Genomic DNA, 21,096 nt, shown 5'->3' on the forward strand with positions numbered 1-21,096 from the left:
CCTGAGCTCTGGCCATAGTCGTTCGCTATGGCGTGTAGAGCGCATCGGTAGTTCCCCGGCGCGCATCCCACTGTCAGTCTGGAACCGCAGCCCGACCGAGCAGGAGACGACGATGTTGCCCACCGCGAACCCCACCCCTCCCTTCGCCATCACGCGCGCCAGCCACGTCGCGCTCGCCGTGACAGACCTGGAGAAGAGCCGCGACTTCTACCGCGACACGATCGGCCTCGTCGTCACGGAGGAGACCGACGACGCCATCCACCTGCGCGGGCTGGAGGAAGCCGCCCACCACAGCCTCACCCTGGAGCGCGCCGACGAGGCGAAGGCGCTCGCGATCGGCCTCAGAGTGCGCACGGACGCCGACATCGTGGCGGCCGAGAACCACTTCAGGGCGAACGGCATCGAGTACGCCCGTGTCGAGAAGGACCACCAGGGCCCGACCATCCGGTTCCGCGACGCGGTCGGCACCCACATCGAGCTCACGTCGTCCATGGACGTCGTCGAACGCAAGATGCAGAACTTCGACGAGTTCCGCGCCGGTTTCCCCCAGCGCCTCGACCACTACCAGGTCGTCACCCACGACGTGCAGAAAGCGACCGACTTCTGGACGGGGCTCGGGATGCGCATGTCCGAATACACCGCCACGGACGGCACGGACGAGCTCTGGGGCACCTGGATGGAGGTCAAAGGCAACACCCACGACCTCGTGTTCACCAACGGTCGCGGCCCGCGCCTGCACCACTTCGCGTTCACCGTGCCGGACGCCACCTCCCTCCTCAACGCTGCCGACGTCGCGGGCGCCCGCGGCTTCGGCGAGGAGATCGACCGCGGCCCTGGCCGCCACGGCATCAGCAACGCGCTGTTCCTCTACCTGCGCGACCCCGACCAGCACCGCATCGAACTGTTCACCACGCACTACCAGTTCATCGACCTGGAGACGCCGCCGCTGCGCTGGGAGGTCAGCAACCCGCGCCGCGCCCAGCTCTGGGGGATGCCGGCGTCTCGTCGCTGGTTCTTCGAGGCGAGCGAGTTCCCAGGGGAGCAGGTGCACGAGCCGCTGCTGCAGGCGACGCCGGCGACCCTCGAGGACTACCTGAGCATCCACTGACGCGATTGAGGCTCGTGCGGAACGCGCGCTCCGCGCCCGCCGGACCGCGTGTTTCGCACGACTCGTGGGCGCATCCATAGGTCGCGGCGGTAGCATACGAGCCGGGCGGCCGGTCGAGCCGCAGAAGCGGAGCCGCACGCATGAGCAACACCAACGCACCCGTCCCGGCCGGGTGGTACCCGGACCCGAGTGGCGCACAGCAACTGCGCTGGTGGGACGGAGCCCAGTGGACGGCGCACTACGCGCCGCTGGCGGGGGCAGCGCAGCAGCAGGTTCCGGTGCAGCCGGCGCAGCAGCCGGTGCAGCAGCCCGCGTACACACAGGGATACGGGCAGCAGCCCGCATACGGCCAGACATACGCGCCGGCGCGCCCGCGGCTGGCCGACGGCGCGCGCATCTACAACGCCTACATCTGGCTGGTGGTCGCTCTCCCGTTCCTGAGCGTCGTGCTGCTGCCGTTCTACCAGCCGCACTTCGACTTCGTCACCAGCTCCGACGGCAGCGTCGTCTACAACGGCAGCCCGCTCGCGATGTTCGGCCCGATGTACTTCGTCATCGTCGGCGTCGGCTTCCTGACGTACGCCCTCAGCGTGATGTTCGCCTGGCTCGACTACCGCGAACTGGAGCGCGTCGGCGTCGTCCGCCCGTTCCACTGGGCCTGGACGTTCCTCAGCGGCCTCGTCTACGTGATCGGCCGCAGCGTCATCGTGCGCCGCGTCGCCCCCGGTCGCGGCCTCGTCCCGATCTGGGTCACGATCGGCCTCTACGTCCTGTCCATCGTCATCTCGTTCGCGTGGGGCATCTCCCTGGTCTCCTCGATGATGCACAGCATCCCGAACATGCAGAACCTCGGCGCCTGACCCCGGATGCACCTCCCGCACCCTGGGAAGCCGGTGTCCGACCCAGCCTGAATCGTCCGTTATGATGGCTGTCGTGCGTCCGTCATGCGGGCGCTCAGGAGACGTCGCATAGTTCGGCCTAGTGCACCACCCTGCTAAGGTGGAGTGCCCTTTACAGGGCACCGTGGGTTCAAATCCCACCGTCTCCGCACTGTACTTCTCGCCCGAGTTCAGGGAGCCCGTTCCACGCGATCGGTCCCGAACGCGAAGCGCGGCGACCACTCCCTTCGGAGATTCCCCCTGACGGCATACGCGTTCGGGCTGTCCGATGCAAGCAACATGACGTTTGTTAATCACCGCGTCGTATTGTGACGGCCTTCGATGGCGGCCGGGTTCCAGCGATCTTAACGTCGGCGATGCATCCACATCCGCGTCTCCGCCCTGCATCGACTCGAAGGAACCCCATGAATCGTCTCCTCAGGAGTGTGGCCGTCGTCTCCGTCGCCTCCCTCACCGCCGTCGGCCTCGCCGCGTGCGCCAGCGGCTCCGCCGCATCGTCCGACAGCTCGTCCGGCGCGAGCCCTGTCTACTTCGGCGTCTCCTCCGCCACGACCGGCCAGTACGCGCAGTACGGCGAGCAGTTCAAAGAGGCGTTCGACCTTGCGGTCGAGGAGGTCAACGCCGACGGGGGCATCAACGGCCACCCGGTCGCGCTGAAGTACGAGGACTCGCAGTCCGACCCGAAGCAGTCCGTCGCCGTTGCGCAGAAGTTCGTGGGCGACGACAGCATCAGTCTCGTCTTCGGCGACTACTCGTCTGCCGCATCCATCCCGGCGTCGCCGATCTACACCGCGGGCAAGCTGGTGCAGTACGGCTTCAACAACTCCAACCCGGACTTCACGGCCAAGGGCACGCAGTACCAGTGGTCGACGTCCATCACCACGAGCGCCACGTACACCTGGACCGCCGACTACATCAAGAAGCAGGGCATCGACTCCGTCGGAGTGTCCTACCTCAACACCGCCGACTGGGGCATCCCCGCATTCAACGCGTTCAAGGCGGAGGCCAAGAAGGTCGGGCTGAAGATCACGGACGCCGAGGGCGTGCTCGACACCTCCGACGACTACCGCCCGTCGCTGACGAAGGCCGTCGCCGACAAGCCGGACGCCTTCGTCCACATCGGCTATGGGCCCGACGCCGCGAAGATCGTGACGCAGCTGCGCGCGATCGGCTATGACGGCACCTTCTACGGCGGCCAGGACGAGGAGTCGTTCGACGGCACCAAGGATGCGGAAGGCGCCATCAACGGCGCTGAGTTCCTCGCATCCAACCCGGCCAAGGAAGTCCAGGACTTCGTGAAGGCGTTCAAGAAGAAGTACCCGAAGGAGACCGAGGTCACCGGATTCGAGGCAGGAGCATACGACGCCCTTCACGTCGCGGTCGAAGCGGCGAAGATCGGCGGCACCAGCCGGGAGGGCATCCTCGCGGGGTTCAAGAAGGTCAAGGACGTACCGAGCGTCGTCTACGGGAAGATCACCTTCGACCAGTCGACCCGCAGGGTCGCGTCGCCGCAGCTGACCCCGAGCATCCTGAAGGACGGCAGCTGGGTCGCGTACAACGGCTGATCCGTTGACGCTTCCACCGAACGCACCATGCTCGACACTCTGATCGCCGGCCTGCTCCGAGGGAACGTCTACGCCCTCGGAGCGGTCGGCATCTCCCTCGTCTTCGGCGTCATGAACGTCGTCAACTTCGCCCAGTTCTCGTTCTTCGGGCTCGGCGCGATGCTGTCCTGGTTCTTCATCGTGAAGATCGGGCTCCCGTTCTGGCTCGCGCTGATCGTCGTGCTCGTCATCTGCGGCGCGCTCGGACTGCTCATCAACGTGACCGTCGTCCGCCCGCTAGCGAAGTACCTGCCGCTGGCGGCCATGCTCTCCACGTACGCCATCTCGCTGATCCTCGACAACGCCTCCCAGATGGCGTTCAGCGCGCAGTTCCGCGTCTTCCCCGACGTTCTGCCGACCTCGAACCTGCAGCTCGGCAACATGCGGTTCGGCACCTCGGACGTCGTCATGCTGGGGACGACGGCGGTCATCATGGTCGTGATGACCCTGTTCCTGAAGTACGGCAAGGTCGGCCGGGCCATCCGCGCCACGGCGCAGGACCAGGAGGCGGCCCTGCAGATGGGAATCCCCGTCGGCCAGGTGCAGCACGTGTCGTTCGTGATCGCGTCTGCGCTCGGCGGTCTCGCCGGTGTCTTCATCGCCCTCTACGTCGGAATCGCGAACCCGAACTCCGGCCTGGATGTCGGACTCACCGCCTTCGTCGCGGCCACCCTCGGTGGGCTTGGTTCGCTCGTTGGGGCGGTGATCGGCGGCTTCGTACTGGGCATCCTGGAGGCGTTCGGCATCCACTTCTTCGGCGACACCGCGCGCGAGATCATCGTGTTCGTCATCCTGATCGTGGTGCTCATCGTGCGGCCGGGCGGCCTGCTCGGCAAGGTGCCGCTCGTCTCGAGCGAGCCGTTGACGGGCACCTTCCTCGGCAAGGGGCGCCCCATCCGCATCCCGCGCTGGGTGTGGCTCGCCGCATTCATCGTCGGCGGCGTGCTCATCCCGCTCGTCGCGAACGATTACGTGCTGACCACAGGAACCCAGGTCCTGATCTACGCGATCATCGCCGCGGGATTCACCGTGACCGCGGGGCAGGCGGGCGTGCTGGCGCTCGGCCAGGCCGGCCCGATCGCGATCGGCGCGTATACCTCTGCGCTGCTCTCCCTCTACCTGCACTTCCCGTTCTGGGTCGCGCTGCCGGTCGCCGGGATCGTCGCCGCCGTCGTCGCCTCGATCCTCGCCTCGCCGATCTGGGGCGTGAAAGGCCACTACATCTCGATCGCGACGCTGGGTCTCGGCATCGCCATCGTCGCGGTGATCCAACTGGTGCTGCCGCAGGGCCTGTACAACATCCCCGTGCCCGAATGGTTCGGGACGCCGCTGAACACCCCGCAGGCGTACTACCTGATCGACTTCGGCGTGCTGGTGCTGACGCTGCTGGTGATGTGGCGAATCAGAGGATCGCACCTGGGGAAAGTGATCTCGTCCGTCGGCTCGGACGAGGTCGCAGCGCTCGCCTCCGGCGTCCGGGGCCGCAACTACAAGGCGCTCTCCTTCGCCGTCTCCGGCTTCTTCGCCGGCGTCGGCGGCTCCCTGCTCGCGCACCAGTACACCTACATCGACCCGACGATCTTCACCATGCTGATGTCGCTCCTCGTGGTGACCATCGTGATCCTCGGCGGCATCAACCTGCCGTACGGGGCGGTGATCGGCGCCATCGTGCTGATCGGGGCGATGGAGCTGCTGCGGTTCACGCCGGAGCTGCGCATCATCGTCTACGGGCTGGTCCTCATCCTCGCAGTGCGGTTCCGGCCGGGAGGGATCCTGGTGAAGAACGCATGAGCGAACCACTGCTGGACGTGCACGACCTCGAACGGCACTTCGACGGCGTCAAGGCCGTCGACGGTGTCTCCTTCTCCGTCGCACACGGGGAGGTCGTCTCCATCATCGGCCCCAACGGTTCCGGCAAGACCACGACGCTCAACCTGGTGACCGGCACCTTCCGGCCGAACAGCGGGACGATCGCTCTGGAGGGGGAGCGGATCGAGCGCGCAGACAGCGCACGGATCGCCGAGCACGGCATCGCCCGCACCTTCCAGAACGGGCGCGTCTTCGCGACCCTCTCCGTGGCGGACAACATCGAGGTCGGATTGCACACGACCCTCCGCGCGAACCGCCCGTTCCGCCGCCTGTCGAACGTGTTCCTGCTGCGCTGGATCCCGCTGCTCGCCGAGCTGTACATCGCGATCGTCGGCACGCCGGCCTCGCGCAGGGAGCAGGCGGAGATCGCGGAGGTCGTCGAATCCGAGATCGACCGGTTCGAGGCACGGCTCGGGCCCCGCCGCGACGACCCGGCGTACTCACTCAGCTACGCCAACCGGCGGCGCACCGAGATCGCCCGCGCGCTGGCCCTCTCACCCAAGCTGCTCGTGCTCGACGAGCCGACGGCCGGGATGAACCAGTCGGAGACAGCCGAGGTGCTCGAGCAACTCCTGGAGCTCAAGACGACGGGGCAGGCCATCCTGTTGGTGGAGCACAAGCTCGACCTCGTGATGGCGGTCTCGGACCGGGTGATCGTGATGGACGGCGGTCGGATCATCGCCGAAGGCCGACCTGACGAGGTCAGGACGAATCCCGCGGTGATCGAGGCGTACCTCGGCCGCCGTCGCGGACTGGGAGGGGTGGACCTCAAGTGACCGAGCTGCTCGCGCTGGACGACGTCAACGTCTACTACGGCCCGTTCCACGCGCTGCGAGGCAATTCGCTGACGGTGGGGGAGGGAGAGATCGTCTCGCTTCTCGGCGGCAACGCCAGCGGCAAGTCGACCACGATGAAGACCATCCTCGGGCTGGTCAGGCCGAAGACCGGCACCGTCCGGTTCGCCGGAGAGGACGTCACCAACGCACCCACGCGCCGCCGCGTCGCCGCCGGCATCGCGTCCGTGCCGGAGGCCAGGCGGGTCTTCCCCGAGATGACCGTCGACGAGAACCTGATCGCCGGCGCATACACGCGGCGCGACAAGGCGGGCGTCGCCGACGACCTCGACCGGATGCGCACCCACTTCCCCCGGCTCGCGGAGCGCCGCCGCCAGCAGGCAGGGACGCTGTCGGGAGGAGAGCAGCAGATGCTCGCATTCGCCCGAGCGCTGATGAGCCGACCACGCCTGGTGTGCATGGACGAACCGACGATGGGACTGTCGCCGAAGCTCGTCGACCAGGTGCTGGACGAGATCGTCCGCATCAACCGGGAATTGGGCGTGGCCGTGCTGTTCGTCGAGCAGCAGGCGGAGCTTGCGCTCTCCATCGCCTCCCGCGGCTACGTGCTCGCGACGGGCGCGATCGTGCTCGAAGGCACCGCGCAGGAACTCCTCGACGACCCTCAGATCCAAGAGGCGTACCTCGGAAAGGCGGGACAGTGACCGGCACCCCTCAGCAACCGCGGCGAGCCAAGCGGCTCGGGTTCTTCACCCGGCTGCTCGACGACGGGAGCGCCATCGACCGCTACCGCAACGCGCTCGACCAGTTCGCCCGCGCGGAGGAGGTCGGGCTCGACTCGGTCTGGGTCGCTCAGCATCATTTCCACGAGAACGAGGGAGGACTTCCGTCGCCGTTCGTGCTTCTCGCGCAGGCGGCGGCGCGTACGTCCCGCATCCACCTGGGCACGGGGATCGTGACGCTTCCGCTGGAGGAGCCGCTGCGCGTCGCCGAGGATGCCGCCGTGCTGCAGTTGCTCTCCGGGGGCCGCCTCGAACTCGGGATCGGCTCGGGAGGGACGCCATCGTCGTTCCCGCCGTTCGGCCACGAGTCCGCCGACCGCGCGGCGATCTACGACCGTCATCGCGAGACCCTGGTGGCGGCCCTGCGTGGAGACACCCTGACGTCGGATGACGGCGCCCTGTATCCCGCTGCCCCCGACCTGCTCGGGTCGGTGTGGGAGGCGACCTTCTCTGCGGCGGGAGCGGAACGCATCGGCCGCAGAGGCAACGGCCTGATGCTCTCCCGCACCCAACCACGGAAGAACTGGACGGACCCGACCTCCCCTGAGCTGCAGGAGGCCGTCGTCGACGCCTACCTGGCCGCCCTCCCCGACGGCGTCGAGCCGCGCATCCTCGCATCCCGGTCGGCGCTCGTCGTCGACACGGAGGAGGAGGCGGCCCGCTGGGTGCGTCGCGGAATCGACCGCGGCAGGACGTTCGTCGACGCCCAAGGTCTGGAGGTACCGGCCGGCGTCTCCGAGACCGAGCTGCTGGCCTGGCTCGATATCCACATCGGCACGCCGGAGCAGGTGCTGGCGACCTTGCGGACGGACACGATCCTGGCGCGCGCGACCGACGTCGCCTTCCAGCCGCATCCCATCGACCCGCCGCACGAGACGGTGCTCCGCTCCATCGAGCTCATCGCGGCGGAGGTCGCGCCCGAACTCCTCGACTGGGCGCCCGCCCTGCCCGTGCCCGCGAACCACTGAAAGGACTGTCCATGCCCACCGACGTCATCGATCAGCTCGTCGGCATCGCCCCAGGCGACGCCCTCGACACCCTGCGCGACCAGCGGCCGAACGCGCGCGCCAACGCGCAGGCCAGCTACGACGCACTCTTCCACTCCGACGAACGGGAGGAGGTCAGCCAGCGCGAGCGGCTCGCCGTCGCGTTCTGGACCGTCGCGCTCTCGCAGTCGCCGACCGCCTCGCACTATCGCGACCTTCTCGCTGCCGAGGATGCCGGGCTCCTCGCCGCTCTGCAGGCCGCTCTGCCCGGGGCCGTCACGGAGGGACCGTACGGCGAATACCCGGCAGGACCGCTGACCGTCGAGAACGTCGCCGGCCTCATCTGGGCCCCCGACGCCACCCTGACCGCGGAAGCCGGCGCACGTCTCGCCGCCGCACTCTCCCACACGCACCTCCTCGTCTACCGCCCGCGTGACTCGTCGGCCGACGCCCTGCAGGCGCTGCTCGACGCAGGCTGGTCCACCACCGGCATCGTCACCCTGTCTCAGCTCGTCGCATTCCTCAGCTTCCAGCTCCGCGTCGTCGCGGGGCTCACCGTCCTGAAAGGAGAGCTCGCATGAGCGACACTGTCATCCAGCACGACTTCGTAGCACCCAACGCCTTCACCCAGGCCGAACTCGGCTGGGAGGCGTGGCTGGAGCCGTTGCCTCTCGACGAGCTGACCGACCGCCACTACGAGGGCCTGGTCGACAAGGGGCGCGCGAACAGTCCGTACTTCCGACTCCTCGTCCGCGACCCTGACATCCTCGGCGCCCGCACGCGAACCGACAACGACATCTTCTACAACGAGAAGGGCGGCCTCACCCGCGCACTCCGCGAACTCTCGGCCGCCAGTGCATCCCGGACGAACGGATGCATCTTCTGCGCGTCGGTCCACTCCCGCTTCGCCACGCACAAGTCCAAACGACCGGACGACGTGCAGCGTCTGCTCGACGAGGGCCCGGCCGGGCAGCAGGACGACCCGCAGTGGCGCGCCGTCATCGACGCCTCCGTCGCCCTCACCGTGATCCCCAGCGCGTTCGGCGCGGAGAACGTGCGGCAGCTGAGGGAGTCCGGGCTCGACGACCTGGCGATCATCGACGCAATCAACGGCGCGGCATTCTTCAACTGGGCGAACCGGCTGATGCTGTCTCTTGGGGAGCCGACGCCGGCGGCGAGCTGAATCTCGGACCGATGGACGGGCGAACCGTCGGCGGTGACGCGCGGCTGCGCGATCAGAGGGCTTTGTTCTCCGCCTGCCGTCTGGCCTCATCACGGAGCGTGGCGCGGCCTTCTCGGTAGAGACGGATCCCCTGACCGAGGCTGACACCCGCCCCGACGAAGACGGCCGTGGTCAAGAATCGGACGAAGTCATCCCAGGCACCCGCATCCCATCTGGCGAAGTGGAGGGCGATGCCGACGGGCAGGATGACCACTCCGAGCCAGAGCAGCAGCTTCCCGTTCCGCAGTTCCTGACGGCCGATACCGACAAGCGGCGTCTGCTCGAGCTCGGATGCGGCGACAGATGCGTCGAACGCGTGGCGGCCCTGCCGGTTGTCCGTCATCGTCAGCCGTGCCGTCGCGCTTCGGACAACTCGGGTACTCGGCGGTGACGTCGCGTCTTCTGATCCACGGCGGGGAGTGTACCCCTGCAGTGAGCGACCCTCAGGTTTTAGGAGCCTGCTGAACGCGTGGATAGAGCAATACGCTGGTGACGCGAGACTGCTCTGGCTCACGTTCGCTGACTGTTGGGAGCGCTGGTGGCTTCGAAAGACGGTATCGATGGGGTGTCGACATCCCATGTGATCAAACCGCTGACGCCCGAGACCTTCTCGGCGTGGCTGGCGCTCGCCCAGAAGCACAATGGCGTCTGGGGCGGATGCTACTGCTCGTGGTTCCACGGCGACACCGAGCAGACGGTGAAGAGCGCGTACGACGGGCCGACGTTCAAGCGGCGTCTCGTGGAGGAGGGGGTCGCGCACGCCGCGCTTGTCTTCGACGGCGACGACGCGATCGCGTGGTGCGAGTACGGAAGCCCGGCCGAACTGCCGCACATCTACCACCGCAAGGAGTACGACGCCGGCGAGACCTCGCCGGCGCCGTGGCGGATCACCTGCTTCTTCGTCGACCGCGACCACCGGCGGTCCGGGGTGGCACGGGAGGCCCTGGATGGCGCGCTCGACCTGATCGCGCTGGCGGGCGGTGGTGAGGTCGTCTCCTTCCCCAACGAACTCGTACCGGGCAAGAGGACGTCGTCCTCGTTCCTCCACAACGGCACCCGCGCCATGTTCGAGAAGGCCGGATTCACGTTCGAGCGACACATTGGCAAGAGCAAGACCGTGATGCGCAGGACAATCCTTCCGGATCTCGGATAGTACCGCCACGCGACCGTAGGATTGTCCAGGTGATGCGTGGGAACGCATATTCTCCGCAGTCGTCGACTCCCATAGGGTCCTGGTTATGTCCGATCTGCAGGCTTCGTTCCCCCTTCCGCCCGTTCCAGATTCTCAGCGTGCCCTCGCGGTCGCAGCGTGGGGTGAACCCGTCGAACTCCGCACGTACGAGCCGGGTGAACCCGGTCGTCTGCCGGCCTTTCTGGAGTCCCGCGTGTACCAGGGGTCTTCCGGCCGGGTGTACCCCCTGCCGTTCATCGAGTCCGTCAGCCACGACGCGACGATGCGCACCTGGCAGGCTGTCCACCTGGAGAACGAGTACCTCCGCCTGGTGATCCTTCCGGAGCTCGGCGGGCGCGTCCACATCGCCGTGGACAAGACGACGGGGCAGGACTTCTTCTACCGCAATGACGTCATCAAGCCGGCACTGGTCGGACTCGCCGGGCCCTGGATCTCCGGCGGCATCGAGTTCAACTGGCCGCAGCACCACAGGCCAGCGACCTTCCTGCCGATGGACTGGACGATCGAACGGGAGGACGACGGCTCCGTCACCGTCTGGTGCTCCGACCACGACCCGTTCGCGCGGATGAAGGGGATGCACGGCATCCGGCTGCGCCCGGGGAGTGCGGTGCTCGAAGCGCGGGTTCGGCTGTTCAACCGGACGGACACCACCCAGACCTTCCTCTGGTGGGCGAACGTGGCGGTGCGCGTGCACGACGAGTATCAGTCGTTCTTCCCGTCCGACGTCCACGTGGTGGCCGATCACGCCAAGCGCGCAGCGACCGCGTTTCCCGCGGCCGACCGCCCGTACTACGGGATCGACTACGCGGCCCGCGCCGACCCGTCCGATCCGGCGTTCGTCGCCGACGACGCCGACCGGCTCGACTGGTACCGCAACATCCCGGTGCCGACGTCGTACATGTGCGTCGCGAGCGAGGACGACTTCTTCGGAGGCTATGACCACTCGACAGCACTCGGCTTCGCCCACGTCGCCGACCACCACATCGCGCCGGGCAAGAAGCAGTGGACCTGGGGCAACGCACCCTTCGGCTGGGCCTGGGATGCGAACCTCAGCGACGACCGCAGCGCATACGTCGAGCTGATGGCCGGGGTGTACACCGACAACCAGCCCGACTTCACCTACCTGGCTCCTGGCGAGACCAAGACGTTCAGCCAGTTCTGGTTCCCCTATCACGACATCGGTCCGCTGAGTCAGGCGTCCACCGACCTCGCCATCAGCATCGCGGAGGACGACAGCGATCAGGTCGTCACGGACGGCCGCGGGCGCATCGTGACCGTGGGGCTCGCCGCGACACGCGTCTACGACGAGCTCGACCTCCGGCTGCTCGACGCGGACGGTGCCGTGGTGTGGGAGCAGCGCTGCGCCGTCGCGCCAGGGCGGCCCGTCGTCGCGCGCGTGACCGTAGCGTCAGCGGGAGACCTGGATGTGGTCGCCGTGGAAGACGGCGTCGAACTGCTTCGCGCGACGACCCGGTTCCGTGACGCCGCCGCAGACGGGTTCGAGGTCGCCACCGAGCCACCCGCCCCGGCGGACATCGAGTCTGTTGACGAGCTGTACCTCACCGGCGTGCACCTGGCCCAGTACCGGCACGCAACCCGGTCCCCGGAGCCGTACTGGCGGGAAGCGCTACGGCGCGACCCCGGCGACTCCCGCACGCACATCGCCCTGGCTTCCGCCGACCTCAGCTCGGGCCGGATGGCCTCTGCCGAGGAGCACCTGCGCGAAGCGCTCCGCCGGCAGACCCGACGCAATCCGAACCCCGCCGACGGCGAGGCATCGTACCTCCTCGGCGTGGTGCTGCAGGAGACCGGCCGCGACACCGAAGCGGACGACGCGTTCGCGAAGGCGGCCTGGTCGCACGCGTGGCGCGCGGCGTCCTCGCTCGCACGCGCGCGCATCGCCGCTCGAGCCGGGCGCTGGGTGGACGCGCTCGAACAGGCCGAGCTCGCCGCGCACTTCGATGCCGATCAGCTCCAGGCGGCGGCCGTGCGTGTGATCGCGCTGCGGAAGCTGGGCCGTGACGCCGATGCGCTCCAGGTCCTGGATGCTGCCCGTGCGCTCGACGGACTGGACGCGTGGCTGAACGATCTCGCGGAGGCGCACGCGTCCGGGGATGCCGGCACCCTCCGAGACGTCGCGGGAGAGTATCGCTCCCTCGGCCTGACGGTGGAGGCGTTGCGCGTGCTCGACGCGGCCGCTCAGGTCGCCGTCGAGCGCCCCATCCCCGGTGCCGGCGACCCGCTCGCTCTCATTCACTATGCGCGCGCGGAGCTCCTCGAGGAGCTCGGCCGTGCTTCGGAGGCAGCGATCGCGCTCCAGGCGGCGCGCGCCGTGTCCGTCGACCGGTGCTTCGCCGGCGGCCGTGACGATGCGCGCCTGCTGGAACGACGCATCCGTCGCACAGGGGACGGTCGCGCACACGCCCTCCTCGGGCACTGGCTCTACTTCCACCGACGCTACGACGAGGCGATCGAGCACCTGACGCGAGCCGTCGAGGAGCAGCCGGACGACGCGGTGTCTCTGCGCGGTCTCGGCCTCGCCGCGTACAACGTCCAGGGCCGCCCCGACGAGGCCGTGCGCTGGTACCGGAGCGCAGTGGCGGCCGCTCCAGGCGACGCGAAGCTCCGGTATGAAGCGGACCAGCTGGCTCGCCGGATCGGGGCATCACCGGAGCAGCGCCTGGCGCAGCTCGTCGACGCAGGCGACCTCATCGCCGAACGCGACGACCTCGCTCTGGCCTACGCCGAACTGCTCGTGCTCGTCGGCCGCCACCACGATGCGGTCGCGCTGCTCTCCTCGCGCCGGTTCAGCCCGTGGGAGGGAGGCGAGGGGGAGGCGATCCGCGTGTGGACGCTGGCCAAGCGCGCGGTGGCAGCCGAAGCCGTCGACCGCGGCGACGCAGAGTCGGCGGTCGCCGCCCTGGCGAACGCTGTGGATGTGCCGGATTCGCTCGGAGAGGCGCCGCATCCCCTGGCGAATCGTTCAGAGCTGCTGCTGGCGTACGGCGATGCGAATCAGGCCGCCGGACACACTGAGGCGGCGGAGGCATCCTGGCAGGCGGCGGCCAGCAGCGCAGGCGACTTCACCACCATGGCCGCCGTGTCGCACTCCCCGATGACCTTCTTCTCCGTCCTCGCGGCACGACGACTCGACGACCGCTCTCGGGCGGAAAAGCTCACGGCGGAGTTTGCGAACTACGTGGAGGTCGCGCGCCGGGAGAAGCCGGCGATCGACTACTTCGCCACCTCGTTGCCGACGATGCTGATCTTCCAGGAGGACGTCGAGAAGACCCATCGCGACCTCATCGCAGTGATGGACGCCGAACTCGCCCTCCTCGCCGGGGACACAGAGCGCGCCACGGAGATCCTCGCTGCGCTCGCAGAACACGATCCTGCCGCCTCGCTCGTCCGCGAGCTGCTGGAGCAATCGCAGCGTCTGTACGTCGCGTAGCCGCGGTGGGTACCGCGATTAGCCCTTGTGCTGCTCGCGGTACTCGCGTGCGGTCATGCCGTGCACCTTTCTGAACTGTCTGGCGAAGTAGAACGAGTCCGGGTATCCCACCTCGGCAGCGATCGCGGCGACGGTGGCGGAGGTGGTGTCCAGCAGCTCGCGCGCCCGCGACATCCGCAACATCGTCTGGTACTGGAGCACGGGATAGCCGACGTGCCGTTTGAACAGGGCGCTGAAGTGCGACGTGCTCAGGGAAGCCATCGCTGCCAGCTCGGGAATGACGACGCGGTCGGCGAGGTGCGCTCGCAGGTACTCCGTGGCGTGCTCGATCACGTCTCCGGCCTCATCGGAGCGTGAACGCTCGGCAGCCAGGAGGGTGAGCGCGTGCCAGGCGGCCCCTGCTGCCGCATTGAGGCTCGTGGTGGTGCTGTCCCGCTCCATGCGAGCCAGCACCTCCGACATCAGGGACACCACCGGATAGAGATCTCTGGGGCGGCGGACGGGGTTCTCCGCGGTCATCCCTGCCGCCGCCAAGTACGCCTCGACGTCAGGCCCGGCTGCGTGGAACCACCACAGTGTCCACGGAGTCTCCGTATCGGAGCCGTACGCGTGCGGCTGGCGAGGAGGGAGGACGATGACCTGGCCCTTCTGCACGGGGAATCGTCCAGCTTCCGTCTCGCACCAGCCTGAGCCTTCGACGCAGGCGATGACGACAGCCTGCGCGATCGGGGTGGTTCGGCGGCGACCGTGCGAGGTCGCCTGCGGAAAATACCCGCTGTCCGTCACGACAAGTCGAGTGGTTCCCGGCTGTTGCAGAAACTCGCGAACGCGCGGCCGGGGGAGCACCAGCATCCGCTGGCCAGGGAATCCGTCGGGGATAAGCACGGGATGATTGTGTGCCAATGTCAGTGAATTGTCCAGATACACCAACGGTTTCTGCTACGGCGCCCGGTGATACCGACATAGCGTTTATGTCGTTCGGACATAGGATCTTCCTTCGTCCGGCCCCTCGCGATCACACCACGAAATGGAGTCGAAGATGACCCGTAAGACCACCCGATGGCTCACGGCGCTCGGCAGCGCAGCAGCTGCGACAGCGTTGCTCGTTGGCTGCGTCTCCACATCGGGTGAGGCGCAGCAGACGAAGAGCGGCCCGGATGCGTCCGGCCCGCTGATCCTGCAGTCGCGCTTCACCGACGCGGAGAAGGGAGGACTGGACAAGCTGGTGAAGGACTTCAACGCCAAGGGCGAAGGTCAGGTCAAGGTGAACACCATCCCGACCACCACGTTCAACCAGCAGCTCCCCTCCTACCTCACCGCCAAGAACCCGCCGGACGTGTACACCTGGTACGCCGGTCAGGCGACCCGCGACTTCGCCGACCAGAACCTCCTGCTCGACCTGTCGAGCGTGTGGAAGAACCACGAGAACGACTTCCCCGAGGCCCTGAAGTCGCTGAGCCAGGACTCCTCCGGCAAGGACGTCTTCGTGCCGACCGGCTACTACTGGTGGGGCGTCTATTACTTCAAGAGCGACTTCCAGAAACTCGGGATCACTCCGCCGAAGACCTGGGATGAGTTCCTGGCCGCGTCGGAGAAGATCAAGAGCCAGGGCGTCACCCCGTTCACGGCCGGCCTCAGCGACAACGCGTGGCTCGCCTCTGCCTGGTTCGACTACCTCGACCTCCGGATCAACGGCGCGGACTTCCACCTCAAGCTGCTGGCAGGCAAGGAGAAATACGACAGCCCAGAGGTGCGCAAGGTGTTCGCCGCCTTCAAGCAGGTGCTGCCGTACTTCGATCCAGCGGTGCTCGGCACCACGCAGAACCAGGCGATGAGCGACTTCTCGCAGGGCAAGGTGTCGATGTATCTGCTCGGGGCGTGGGCGCAGCCATCGGTTCCCGCCGACAAGCAGGGCGACCTCGCGTTCTTCCAATTCCCGATCATCGACCCCAAGGTGCCGGTGGCGGAGGAAGGGCCGACGGACGGATTCATCGCCAGCGCGAAGACGGACAAGCCGAACCTCACCAAGAAGTTCCTCGACTACGTGGCGAGCGCGCAGGCGCAGTCCGACCTGGCGAAGAGCCAGCAGGGCACATACCTGCCGGCGAGCTCGAAGGCGACGCTGAGCCTGGATGCGCTGTCCAAGCAGGGCAAGGACATGCTGGAGTCGGCGAAGCAGATCACCCAGTTCTACAACCGGGACGCCGGTGACGCCCAGCAGACGCCGGCCGACACCGCGATGACGAGCTTCATCGCGCATCCGGAGAACCTGGATCAGATCCTCAAGGACTGGGATGCAGCATCCCAGAAGATCAGGGCCACTTCGTGACGACCATCACCTCGGTTCGCGGTCGGCGGCGGATCTCCATTCCGCCGCCGATCGTGTTCGCGCTCGTCCTCATCCCGTTCCTGATCGAGGCCGTCGGCGTCTTCTGGCCCGCCTTCCAGGGCATCAGCCTCTCGTTCCTCCACTGGAACGGCATCGGCCCCGCCACCCCGGTCGGCGCGCAGAATTACGTCGATCTGTTCTCAGACCCGATCTTCCTCACAGCGCTCAAGAACACCGCGATCTGGATCGTGCTGTTCGGCGGCATCTCGTTCGTCGCCGGGCTCGGCGTCGCCATGCTCTTCCAGTCGGAGCGCCGAGGGGTGGGCATCTACCGCACCGCGCTGTTCCTCCCGATCGTGTTCTCGCTGGTCGTCACCGCGCTGATCTGGGGCGCCTTCTTCCAGCCGAACGGCGTGCTCAACAACATCCTCGACGCCGTCGGGCTGCACAGTTGGACGCACGTCTGGCTGGGCGACTCGAGCACCGCTCTCTACGCGGTGATCGTCGCTGCGCTGTGGCGTGAGATCGGTTACGTCATGGTGCTCTTCATCGCCGGCCTCAAAGCGCTCGACCCCGCGGTCCAGGAGGCCGCCAAGGTCGACGGCGCCACGGCCTGGCAGCGCTTCTGGAACGTCACCATGCCGCAGCTGCGCAGCGTCAACCTCGTGGTGCTCTCCGTGCTGATCATCGACTCGCTCCGCTCCTTCGACATCGTCTGGGCGATGACCAGGGGCGGCCCATACCATTCGACCGAACTGCTCAGCACTTACATGTTCTCCACCGCGTTCGGTTCGCACGCTCTCGGATACGCGTCCGCCATCGCCGTGGTCATCTTCGTCCTCGCGATCGCCGTCATCGTGTCCTACCTCGTGCGCGCACTCTCCGAGGAGAAGGAGTCATGACGACGACCACGGCCCCGGCCAGAACCGCCACCTCCCACGCCCCGACGACGCTGCGCAGACGCAGCAGGCGCCGGACAGCAGCGACCGTCGGCTTCCACACCACGGGGATTCTGATCTCGCTCGCCTGGTTCGCCCCCATCCTGGTGGTGCTTATCACCTCGTTCCGCACGTTCGACGACATCTCCGCCAACGGCATCGCGAGCCTCCCGCGCACGTTCACCATCGACACGTACGTGCAGGCGTGGAACCAGGGCGGGCTGTTCCAGGCGCTGGTGAACAGCATGATCGTCACCATCCCGACCGTCATCCTGACCCTCCTGCTCTCTGCGGCAGCGGCGTTCGGGCTCAGCCGCTTCCGCATCTCGTTCCGGCGGACGATCCTGCTCCTGATGCTCGCGGGCAACCTGCTCCCGGTGCAGATGCTGCTGATCCCGGTGGCCCGCCTCACGCAACAGGTGAACGTCTATGACACGCTCGGGGCGTTGATCGCCGTGCAGGTCGCGTTCGGCATCGGCTTCTACACGTTCGTCCTGTACGGCTTCATGCGCACCATCCCGAACGAGCTGCAGGAGGCAGCCACGCTCGACGGCGCCGGCACGGTCAGGATCTTCCTCCAGGTGATCCTTCCGCTCACCCGGCCTGCCCTCGCAGCGCTCGGAGCCCTCTCCTTCACCTGGGTGTTCAACGACCTGCTCTGGTCGATCACACTGCTGCAGACCTCGGAGAAGCTGCCGATCACGGCGGCCGTGCTGTCCCTTCAGGGCCAGTACGTCTCGAGCTGGTCGGTCATCGCCGCAGCCACCGTGGTCGCCGCCATCCCGTCCACCATCGTCTTCCTGCTCTTCCAGCGCAGCTTCATCGGGGGCCTCGCCCTCGGATCGGTGAAATAGAACACATGCTCGTCGACACGGACCTCGTACATCTGCGCGCGGGAGGGACGAGCGTCGTCGTCCTCCTCGACGGCAACCGGCTTCCGCGCATCCTGCACTGGGGCGATGACCTCGGCGAGCTCGATGCCGGGGAACTTCGCACGATCGCGCAGGTCTCGCTCCCGGCCGTCGGCGACAGCGTGGTGACGTACCCGCAGCCGGTGCCCGTGCTCGCCCAGTTGCACGAGGGCTGGCTGGGGCGTCCCGGCCTCGTCGGGGATTCCGGTGGCCGCCGCTGGGCGCCGGTCTTCCGCACGGCGCGGAGCGAGCTCGTCACGACGGACGCGAGCGTCGCCCTGCACACGGAAGCGACAGATGACGCGTACGGCTTGGCGCTCACGATCGAACTCGACGTGCTGGCGGAGAGCGGGCTCGTCAGACAGCGAGCGCGACTGCGCAACCTGAATGCGGACGTGTTCCGGGTGGAGAGCCTCGAACTCGCACTGCCTGTGCCGGCAGAAGCCGACGAGGTGCTGGATCTGACCGGGCGCTGGTCGCTCGAGCGGGTGCCGCAACGGCGCGCATTCGATGTCGGCGAGTGGGTGCGCGCGTCGCGCGGCGGCAAGCCCGGGCTGGAGCACACGCTTCTGCTCGCGGCAGGCGAACGCGGCTTCGGCTTCCGCTCGGGACGGGTGTGGGCCACGCATCTCGGCTGGAGCGGAAATCAGACCCTCGCCGCAGAGCGCACCCCCGCGAACGTGCGGCGCCTGTCGGCCGTCGAGGGTCTCGCGGCCGCAGAGGTCGAGCTCGCCGAAGGCGACGAGTATGTGACGCCGTGGCAATACGGCGCGTGGGGCGACGGGCTGGATGAGCTCGCTGCGCGGTTCCACCGGCACCTGCGGGCGTCGAGCGCTCACCCGACAGGTCGCCGTCCCGTGCTGGTGAACACCTGGGAAGCCGTCTACTTCGACCACGACCCGGCGGCTCTCACCCGGCTCGCCGAGGAGGCCGCCGCCGTCGGGGCCGAACGCTTCGTGATCGACGACGGGTGGTTCACCGGCCGCCGCGACGACACCACCTCTCTCGGTGACTGGGATGTGGACATCGAGCGCTGGCCGGACGGCCTCGCCCCGATCGCCGAGCGCGTCCGGGAGCTCGGCATGGACTTCGGCCTCTGGTTCGAGCCGGAGATGATCAACCTCGACTCACGGCTCGCCGTCGAGCATCCCGAGTGGATCTTCGACGCCGGCCACGGTCCCGGCCTGCCGTCGCGGCAGCAGCACGTCCTCGACCTCGGGCACCCGGAGGCATACGCGTACCTGCTCGACCGGATGAGCACCCTCATCGCCGAGCTCGGCATCGCCTACGTGAAGTGGGACCACAATCGCTACCTGCTCGACGCCGGACACACCCCCTCCGGGAGGCCGGGGCTGCGCGAGCAGACCATCGCCGCCTATCGGCTGATGGACGAATTGCACCGCAGGCACCCCGGTCTCGAGATCGAGTCGTGCGCCAGCGGCGGGGGACGCATCGACCTCGGCGTCCTCGAACGAACCCAGCGTGTCTGGCCGAGCGACTGCAACGACCCGCATGAACGGCTGGAGATCCAGCGGTGGACGGGGCTCCTCGTCCCGCCCGAACTGCAGGGCACACACATCGGAGCGGAGGAGTCGCACACGACGCACCGCGTGCATCCGTTGTCGTACCGAGGAGAGAAGGCGATCTGGGGCAACCTCGGCGTCGAGATCGACCTGCTGACCGCCGACGACGAAACCAAGCGCGAGCTGGCGGACTGGATCGACTTCCACAAAGAACACCGGGAGCTGCTGCACTCGGGGGTCGTCGTCCACGCCGACCTCGCGGAGCCGGCCGCCCGGCTGGAGGGCGTGGTGAGCGCGTCTGCCGACGAGGGCCTGTACGCGTTCTCGATCGTCGAGCGGCCGAGCACCTGGCCCGTCGGCCGAGCGGGTCTGCCCGGTCTGGACGACGCGAAGACCTACGCCGTCCGCGCGGTTTTCCCCACCGGGGAACGGCCGGCCGGCGCGCAACCGCCGTGGCTCGCCGACGAGGTCGTTCTAAGCGGTCGCGTCCTGCGCCGCGTTGGCATCGAGATGCCGTCACTGGACCCCGATCGATCCCTGCTGCTGCATGTCCGTGCGGTCTGACCCTGTCCGCCTCTCCCGAACGTCAGACGGTCGGAGCATCGAAGCGACTGTTTCGCGGGTCGGAGCCGGCCTTCAAGCTCTGAGCGTCGACGGGCTCGACCTCGTCTCCGGCGGCCGCGAAGGACCTGTCGCGTATTCCGGAGCGGTTCTCGTCCCGTGGCCCAACCGCATCCGGCGCGCGACCTGGACGCTCGATGGCGCGACGCAGTCGCTCGACGTGACGGAGTCGACCGGCGGAAACGCCCTGCACGGCCTCGTCGCGACCACGCCGTTCGAGGTCATCGAGCACGACCAGGACGTCGTCGGCCTGGCGGCGTCCGTGGACAGTCCCGCCGGCTACCCGTTCGAGCTCGACGTCGAGGTTCGGTATCACCTGGTTCCGACGGGGATCCGATCCGAGATCACCGTCGTCAACCGGAGCGACAGGCCGGCTCCGGTCGCGGTGGGCGTGCATCCATACCTGCGGGTCGGGGATGCACCGTCGACGGACCTTCGGATTCAGGTCGCCGCGGAAACCACGCTGGTGCTCGGCGACGACAATCTGCCACGAGCTTCCGAGCCGGTCGCCGGCACGCCGTACGACCTGCGCACACCGACGGTGCTGGAGGACGCCCCCGGGCACGCCGCGTACACCGGGTTGCACTCGGAAGCGGGCCGAATCCGGATGCGACTGTGCGACGACCGCACCGGGGAGTCGGCGACTCTGTGGGCGGACGAGCGGTTCCGCTGGGCGCAGGTCTATGTCACGGATCGACCGCCAGGCCGCGGCCCAGGCGCGCTCGCAGTGGCCCTCGAGCCCATGACGGCCCCGCCTGATGCGTTCAACTCCGGCGTCGATGTCCACTGGATGCCCCCGGCCTCCCGCTGGACGCTCGAGTGGGGCATCGACCGTCGGCGCTTCCGTTCGTGACCGGTACGGGTCCC

The 21,096-nt window shown here is 67.9% G+C and carries 18 protein-coding genes and 1 tRNA gene; 17 read left to right on the top strand and 2 right to left on the bottom strand.

What is annotated here, in order from left to right; all coding sequences use genetic code 11:
• Window positions 1-112 precede the first annotated feature (112 nt).
• From hpaD to ASE16_RS00715, 10 genes are all read left to right on the top strand, one after another.
• Window positions 113-1,108: a 3,4-dihydroxyphenylacetate 2,3-dioxygenase gene (gene hpaD, locus ASE16_RS00670; protein ID WP_055889279.1), complete on the top strand. Its 996-nt coding sequence runs from the start codon at window positions 113-115 to the stop codon at window positions 1,106-1,108.
• Window positions 1,109-1,248: 140 nt separating this feature from the next.
• The gene (locus ASE16_RS00675; RefSeq protein ID WP_055889283.1) at window positions 1,249-1,968 is read left to right on the top strand and encodes a DUF2510 domain-containing protein; all 720 of its coding nucleotides are present in this window, start codon (window positions 1,249-1,251) and stop codon (window positions 1,966-1,968) included.
• Window positions 1,969-2,065: 97 nt separating this feature from the next.
• A tRNA-Ser gene (locus ASE16_RS00680) sits at window positions 2,066-2,156 on the top strand.
• 255 nt (window positions 2,157-2,411) lie between these two features.
• Window positions 2,412-3,572, top strand: coding sequence for an ABC transporter substrate-binding protein (locus tag ASE16_RS00685; RefSeq protein WP_162255945.1), 1,161 nt, complete (start codon window positions 2,412-2,414; stop codon window positions 3,570-3,572).
• Window positions 3,573-3,599: 27 nt separating this feature from the next.
• Window positions 3,600-5,402: an ABC transporter permease gene (locus ASE16_RS00690; RefSeq protein WP_055889291.1), complete on the top strand. Its 1,803-nt coding sequence runs from the start codon at window positions 3,600-3,602 to the stop codon at window positions 5,400-5,402.
• Complete coding sequence (locus ASE16_RS00695; RefSeq protein ID WP_055889296.1) at window positions 5,399-6,256, top strand: ABC transporter ATP-binding protein; 858 nt, start codon at window positions 5,399-5,401, stop codon at window positions 6,254-6,256. Before ASE16_RS00690 ends, ASE16_RS00695 begins: the two co-directional genes overlap by 4 nt.
• Window positions 6,257-6,261: 5 nt before the next feature.
• Window positions 6,262-6,978 carry an ABC transporter ATP-binding protein gene (locus ASE16_RS00700; RefSeq protein ID WP_200949555.1) on the top strand — a complete coding sequence of 239 codons (717 nt, stop codon included), beginning with the start codon at window positions 6,262-6,264 and terminating at the stop codon, window positions 6,976-6,978.
• Window positions 6,975-8,024 (top strand): putative FMN-dependent luciferase-like monooxygenase, encoded by a 1,050-nt coding sequence (locus ASE16_RS00705; protein ID WP_055889310.1) that lies wholly within the window; start codon window positions 6,975-6,977, stop codon window positions 8,022-8,024. The genes ASE16_RS00700 and ASE16_RS00705 overlap by 4 nt, the downstream gene beginning before the upstream one ends.
• A gap of 11 nt (window positions 8,025-8,035) precedes the next feature.
• On the top strand, window positions 8,036-8,623 hold the full coding sequence (locus tag ASE16_RS00710; RefSeq protein WP_055889315.1) for a CMD domain protein: 588 nt from the start codon (window positions 8,036-8,038) through the stop codon (window positions 8,621-8,623).
• Window positions 8,620-9,225: an alkylhydroperoxidase domain protein gene (locus tag ASE16_RS00715; RefSeq protein WP_055889320.1), complete on the top strand. Its 606-nt coding sequence runs from the start codon at window positions 8,620-8,622 to the stop codon at window positions 9,223-9,225. Before ASE16_RS00710 ends, ASE16_RS00715 begins: the two co-directional genes overlap by 4 nt.
• 52 nt (window positions 9,226-9,277) lie before the next feature.
• Here the strand turns inward: ASE16_RS00715 and ASE16_RS00720 are convergent, their stop codons facing one another.
• Window positions 9,278-9,607, bottom strand: a complete 330-nt coding sequence (locus ASE16_RS00720) for a hypothetical protein (protein ID WP_055889323.1) — start codon at window positions 9,605-9,607, stop codon at window positions 9,278-9,280.
• Window positions 9,608-9,829: 222 nt separating this feature from the next.
• Here ASE16_RS00720 and ASE16_RS00725 point away from each other — a divergent pair, with 222 nt between their 5' ends.
• Together ASE16_RS00725 and ASE16_RS00730 are read left to right on the top strand one after the other, a co-directional pair.
• The gene (locus ASE16_RS00725; protein ID WP_082581112.1) at window positions 9,830-10,417 is read left to right on the top strand and encodes a GNAT family N-acetyltransferase; all 588 of its coding nucleotides are present in this window, start codon (window positions 9,830-9,832) and stop codon (window positions 10,415-10,417) included.
• 85 nt (window positions 10,418-10,502) lie between these two features.
• Window positions 10,503-13,907 carry a DUF5107 domain-containing protein gene (locus tag ASE16_RS00730; protein ID WP_082581113.1) on the top strand — a complete coding sequence of 1,135 codons (3,405 nt, stop codon included), beginning with the start codon at window positions 10,503-10,505 and terminating at the stop codon, window positions 13,905-13,907.
• A gap of 18 nt (window positions 13,908-13,925) precedes the next feature.
• Here the strand turns inward: ASE16_RS00730 and ASE16_RS00735 are convergent, their stop codons facing one another.
• Window positions 13,926-14,792, bottom strand: a complete 867-nt coding sequence (locus ASE16_RS00735; protein WP_235500139.1) for an AraC family transcriptional regulator — start codon at window positions 14,790-14,792, stop codon at window positions 13,926-13,928.
• Window positions 14,793-14,946: 154 nt separating this feature from the next.
• Here ASE16_RS00735 and ASE16_RS00740 point away from each other — a divergent pair, with 154 nt between their 5' ends.
• Genes ASE16_RS00740 through ASE16_RS00760 form a run of 5 tightly spaced genes read left to right on the top strand, consistent with a single transcriptional unit; the run spans window position 14,947 to window position 21,082 of the window.
• Window positions 14,947-16,236: an ABC transporter substrate-binding protein gene (locus ASE16_RS00740; protein ID WP_162255946.1), complete on the top strand. Its 1,290-nt coding sequence runs from the start codon at window positions 14,947-14,949 to the stop codon at window positions 16,234-16,236.
• Entirely contained in the window at window positions 16,233-17,138 is a 906-nt protein-coding gene (locus ASE16_RS00745) for a carbohydrate ABC transporter permease (protein ID WP_055889338.1), read from the top strand. The genes ASE16_RS00740 and ASE16_RS00745 overlap by 4 nt, the downstream gene beginning before the upstream one ends.
• Complete coding sequence (locus tag ASE16_RS00750; protein ID WP_055889341.1) at window positions 17,135-18,028, top strand: carbohydrate ABC transporter permease; 894 nt, start codon at window positions 17,135-17,137, stop codon at window positions 18,026-18,028. The genes ASE16_RS00745 and ASE16_RS00750 overlap by 4 nt, the downstream gene beginning before the upstream one ends.
• A gap of 5 nt (window positions 18,029-18,033) precedes the next feature.
• A complete protein-coding gene (locus ASE16_RS00755) occupies window positions 18,034-20,172 on the top strand; it encodes an alpha-galactosidase (RefSeq protein WP_055889344.1) in 2,139 nt (712 codons plus the stop codon).
• On the top strand, window positions 20,156-21,082 hold the full coding sequence (locus tag ASE16_RS00760; RefSeq protein ID WP_055889346.1) for a hypothetical protein: 927 nt from the start codon (window positions 20,156-20,158) through the stop codon (window positions 21,080-21,082). The genes ASE16_RS00755 and ASE16_RS00760 overlap by 17 nt, the downstream gene beginning before the upstream one ends.
• Window positions 21,083-21,096: the final 14 nt, after the last annotated feature.

It is taken from the genome of Leifsonia sp. Root227, from assembly GCF_001428745.1.
Taxonomy (GTDB): Bacteria; Actinomycetota; Actinomycetes; order Actinomycetales; family Microbacteriaceae; genus Leifsonia.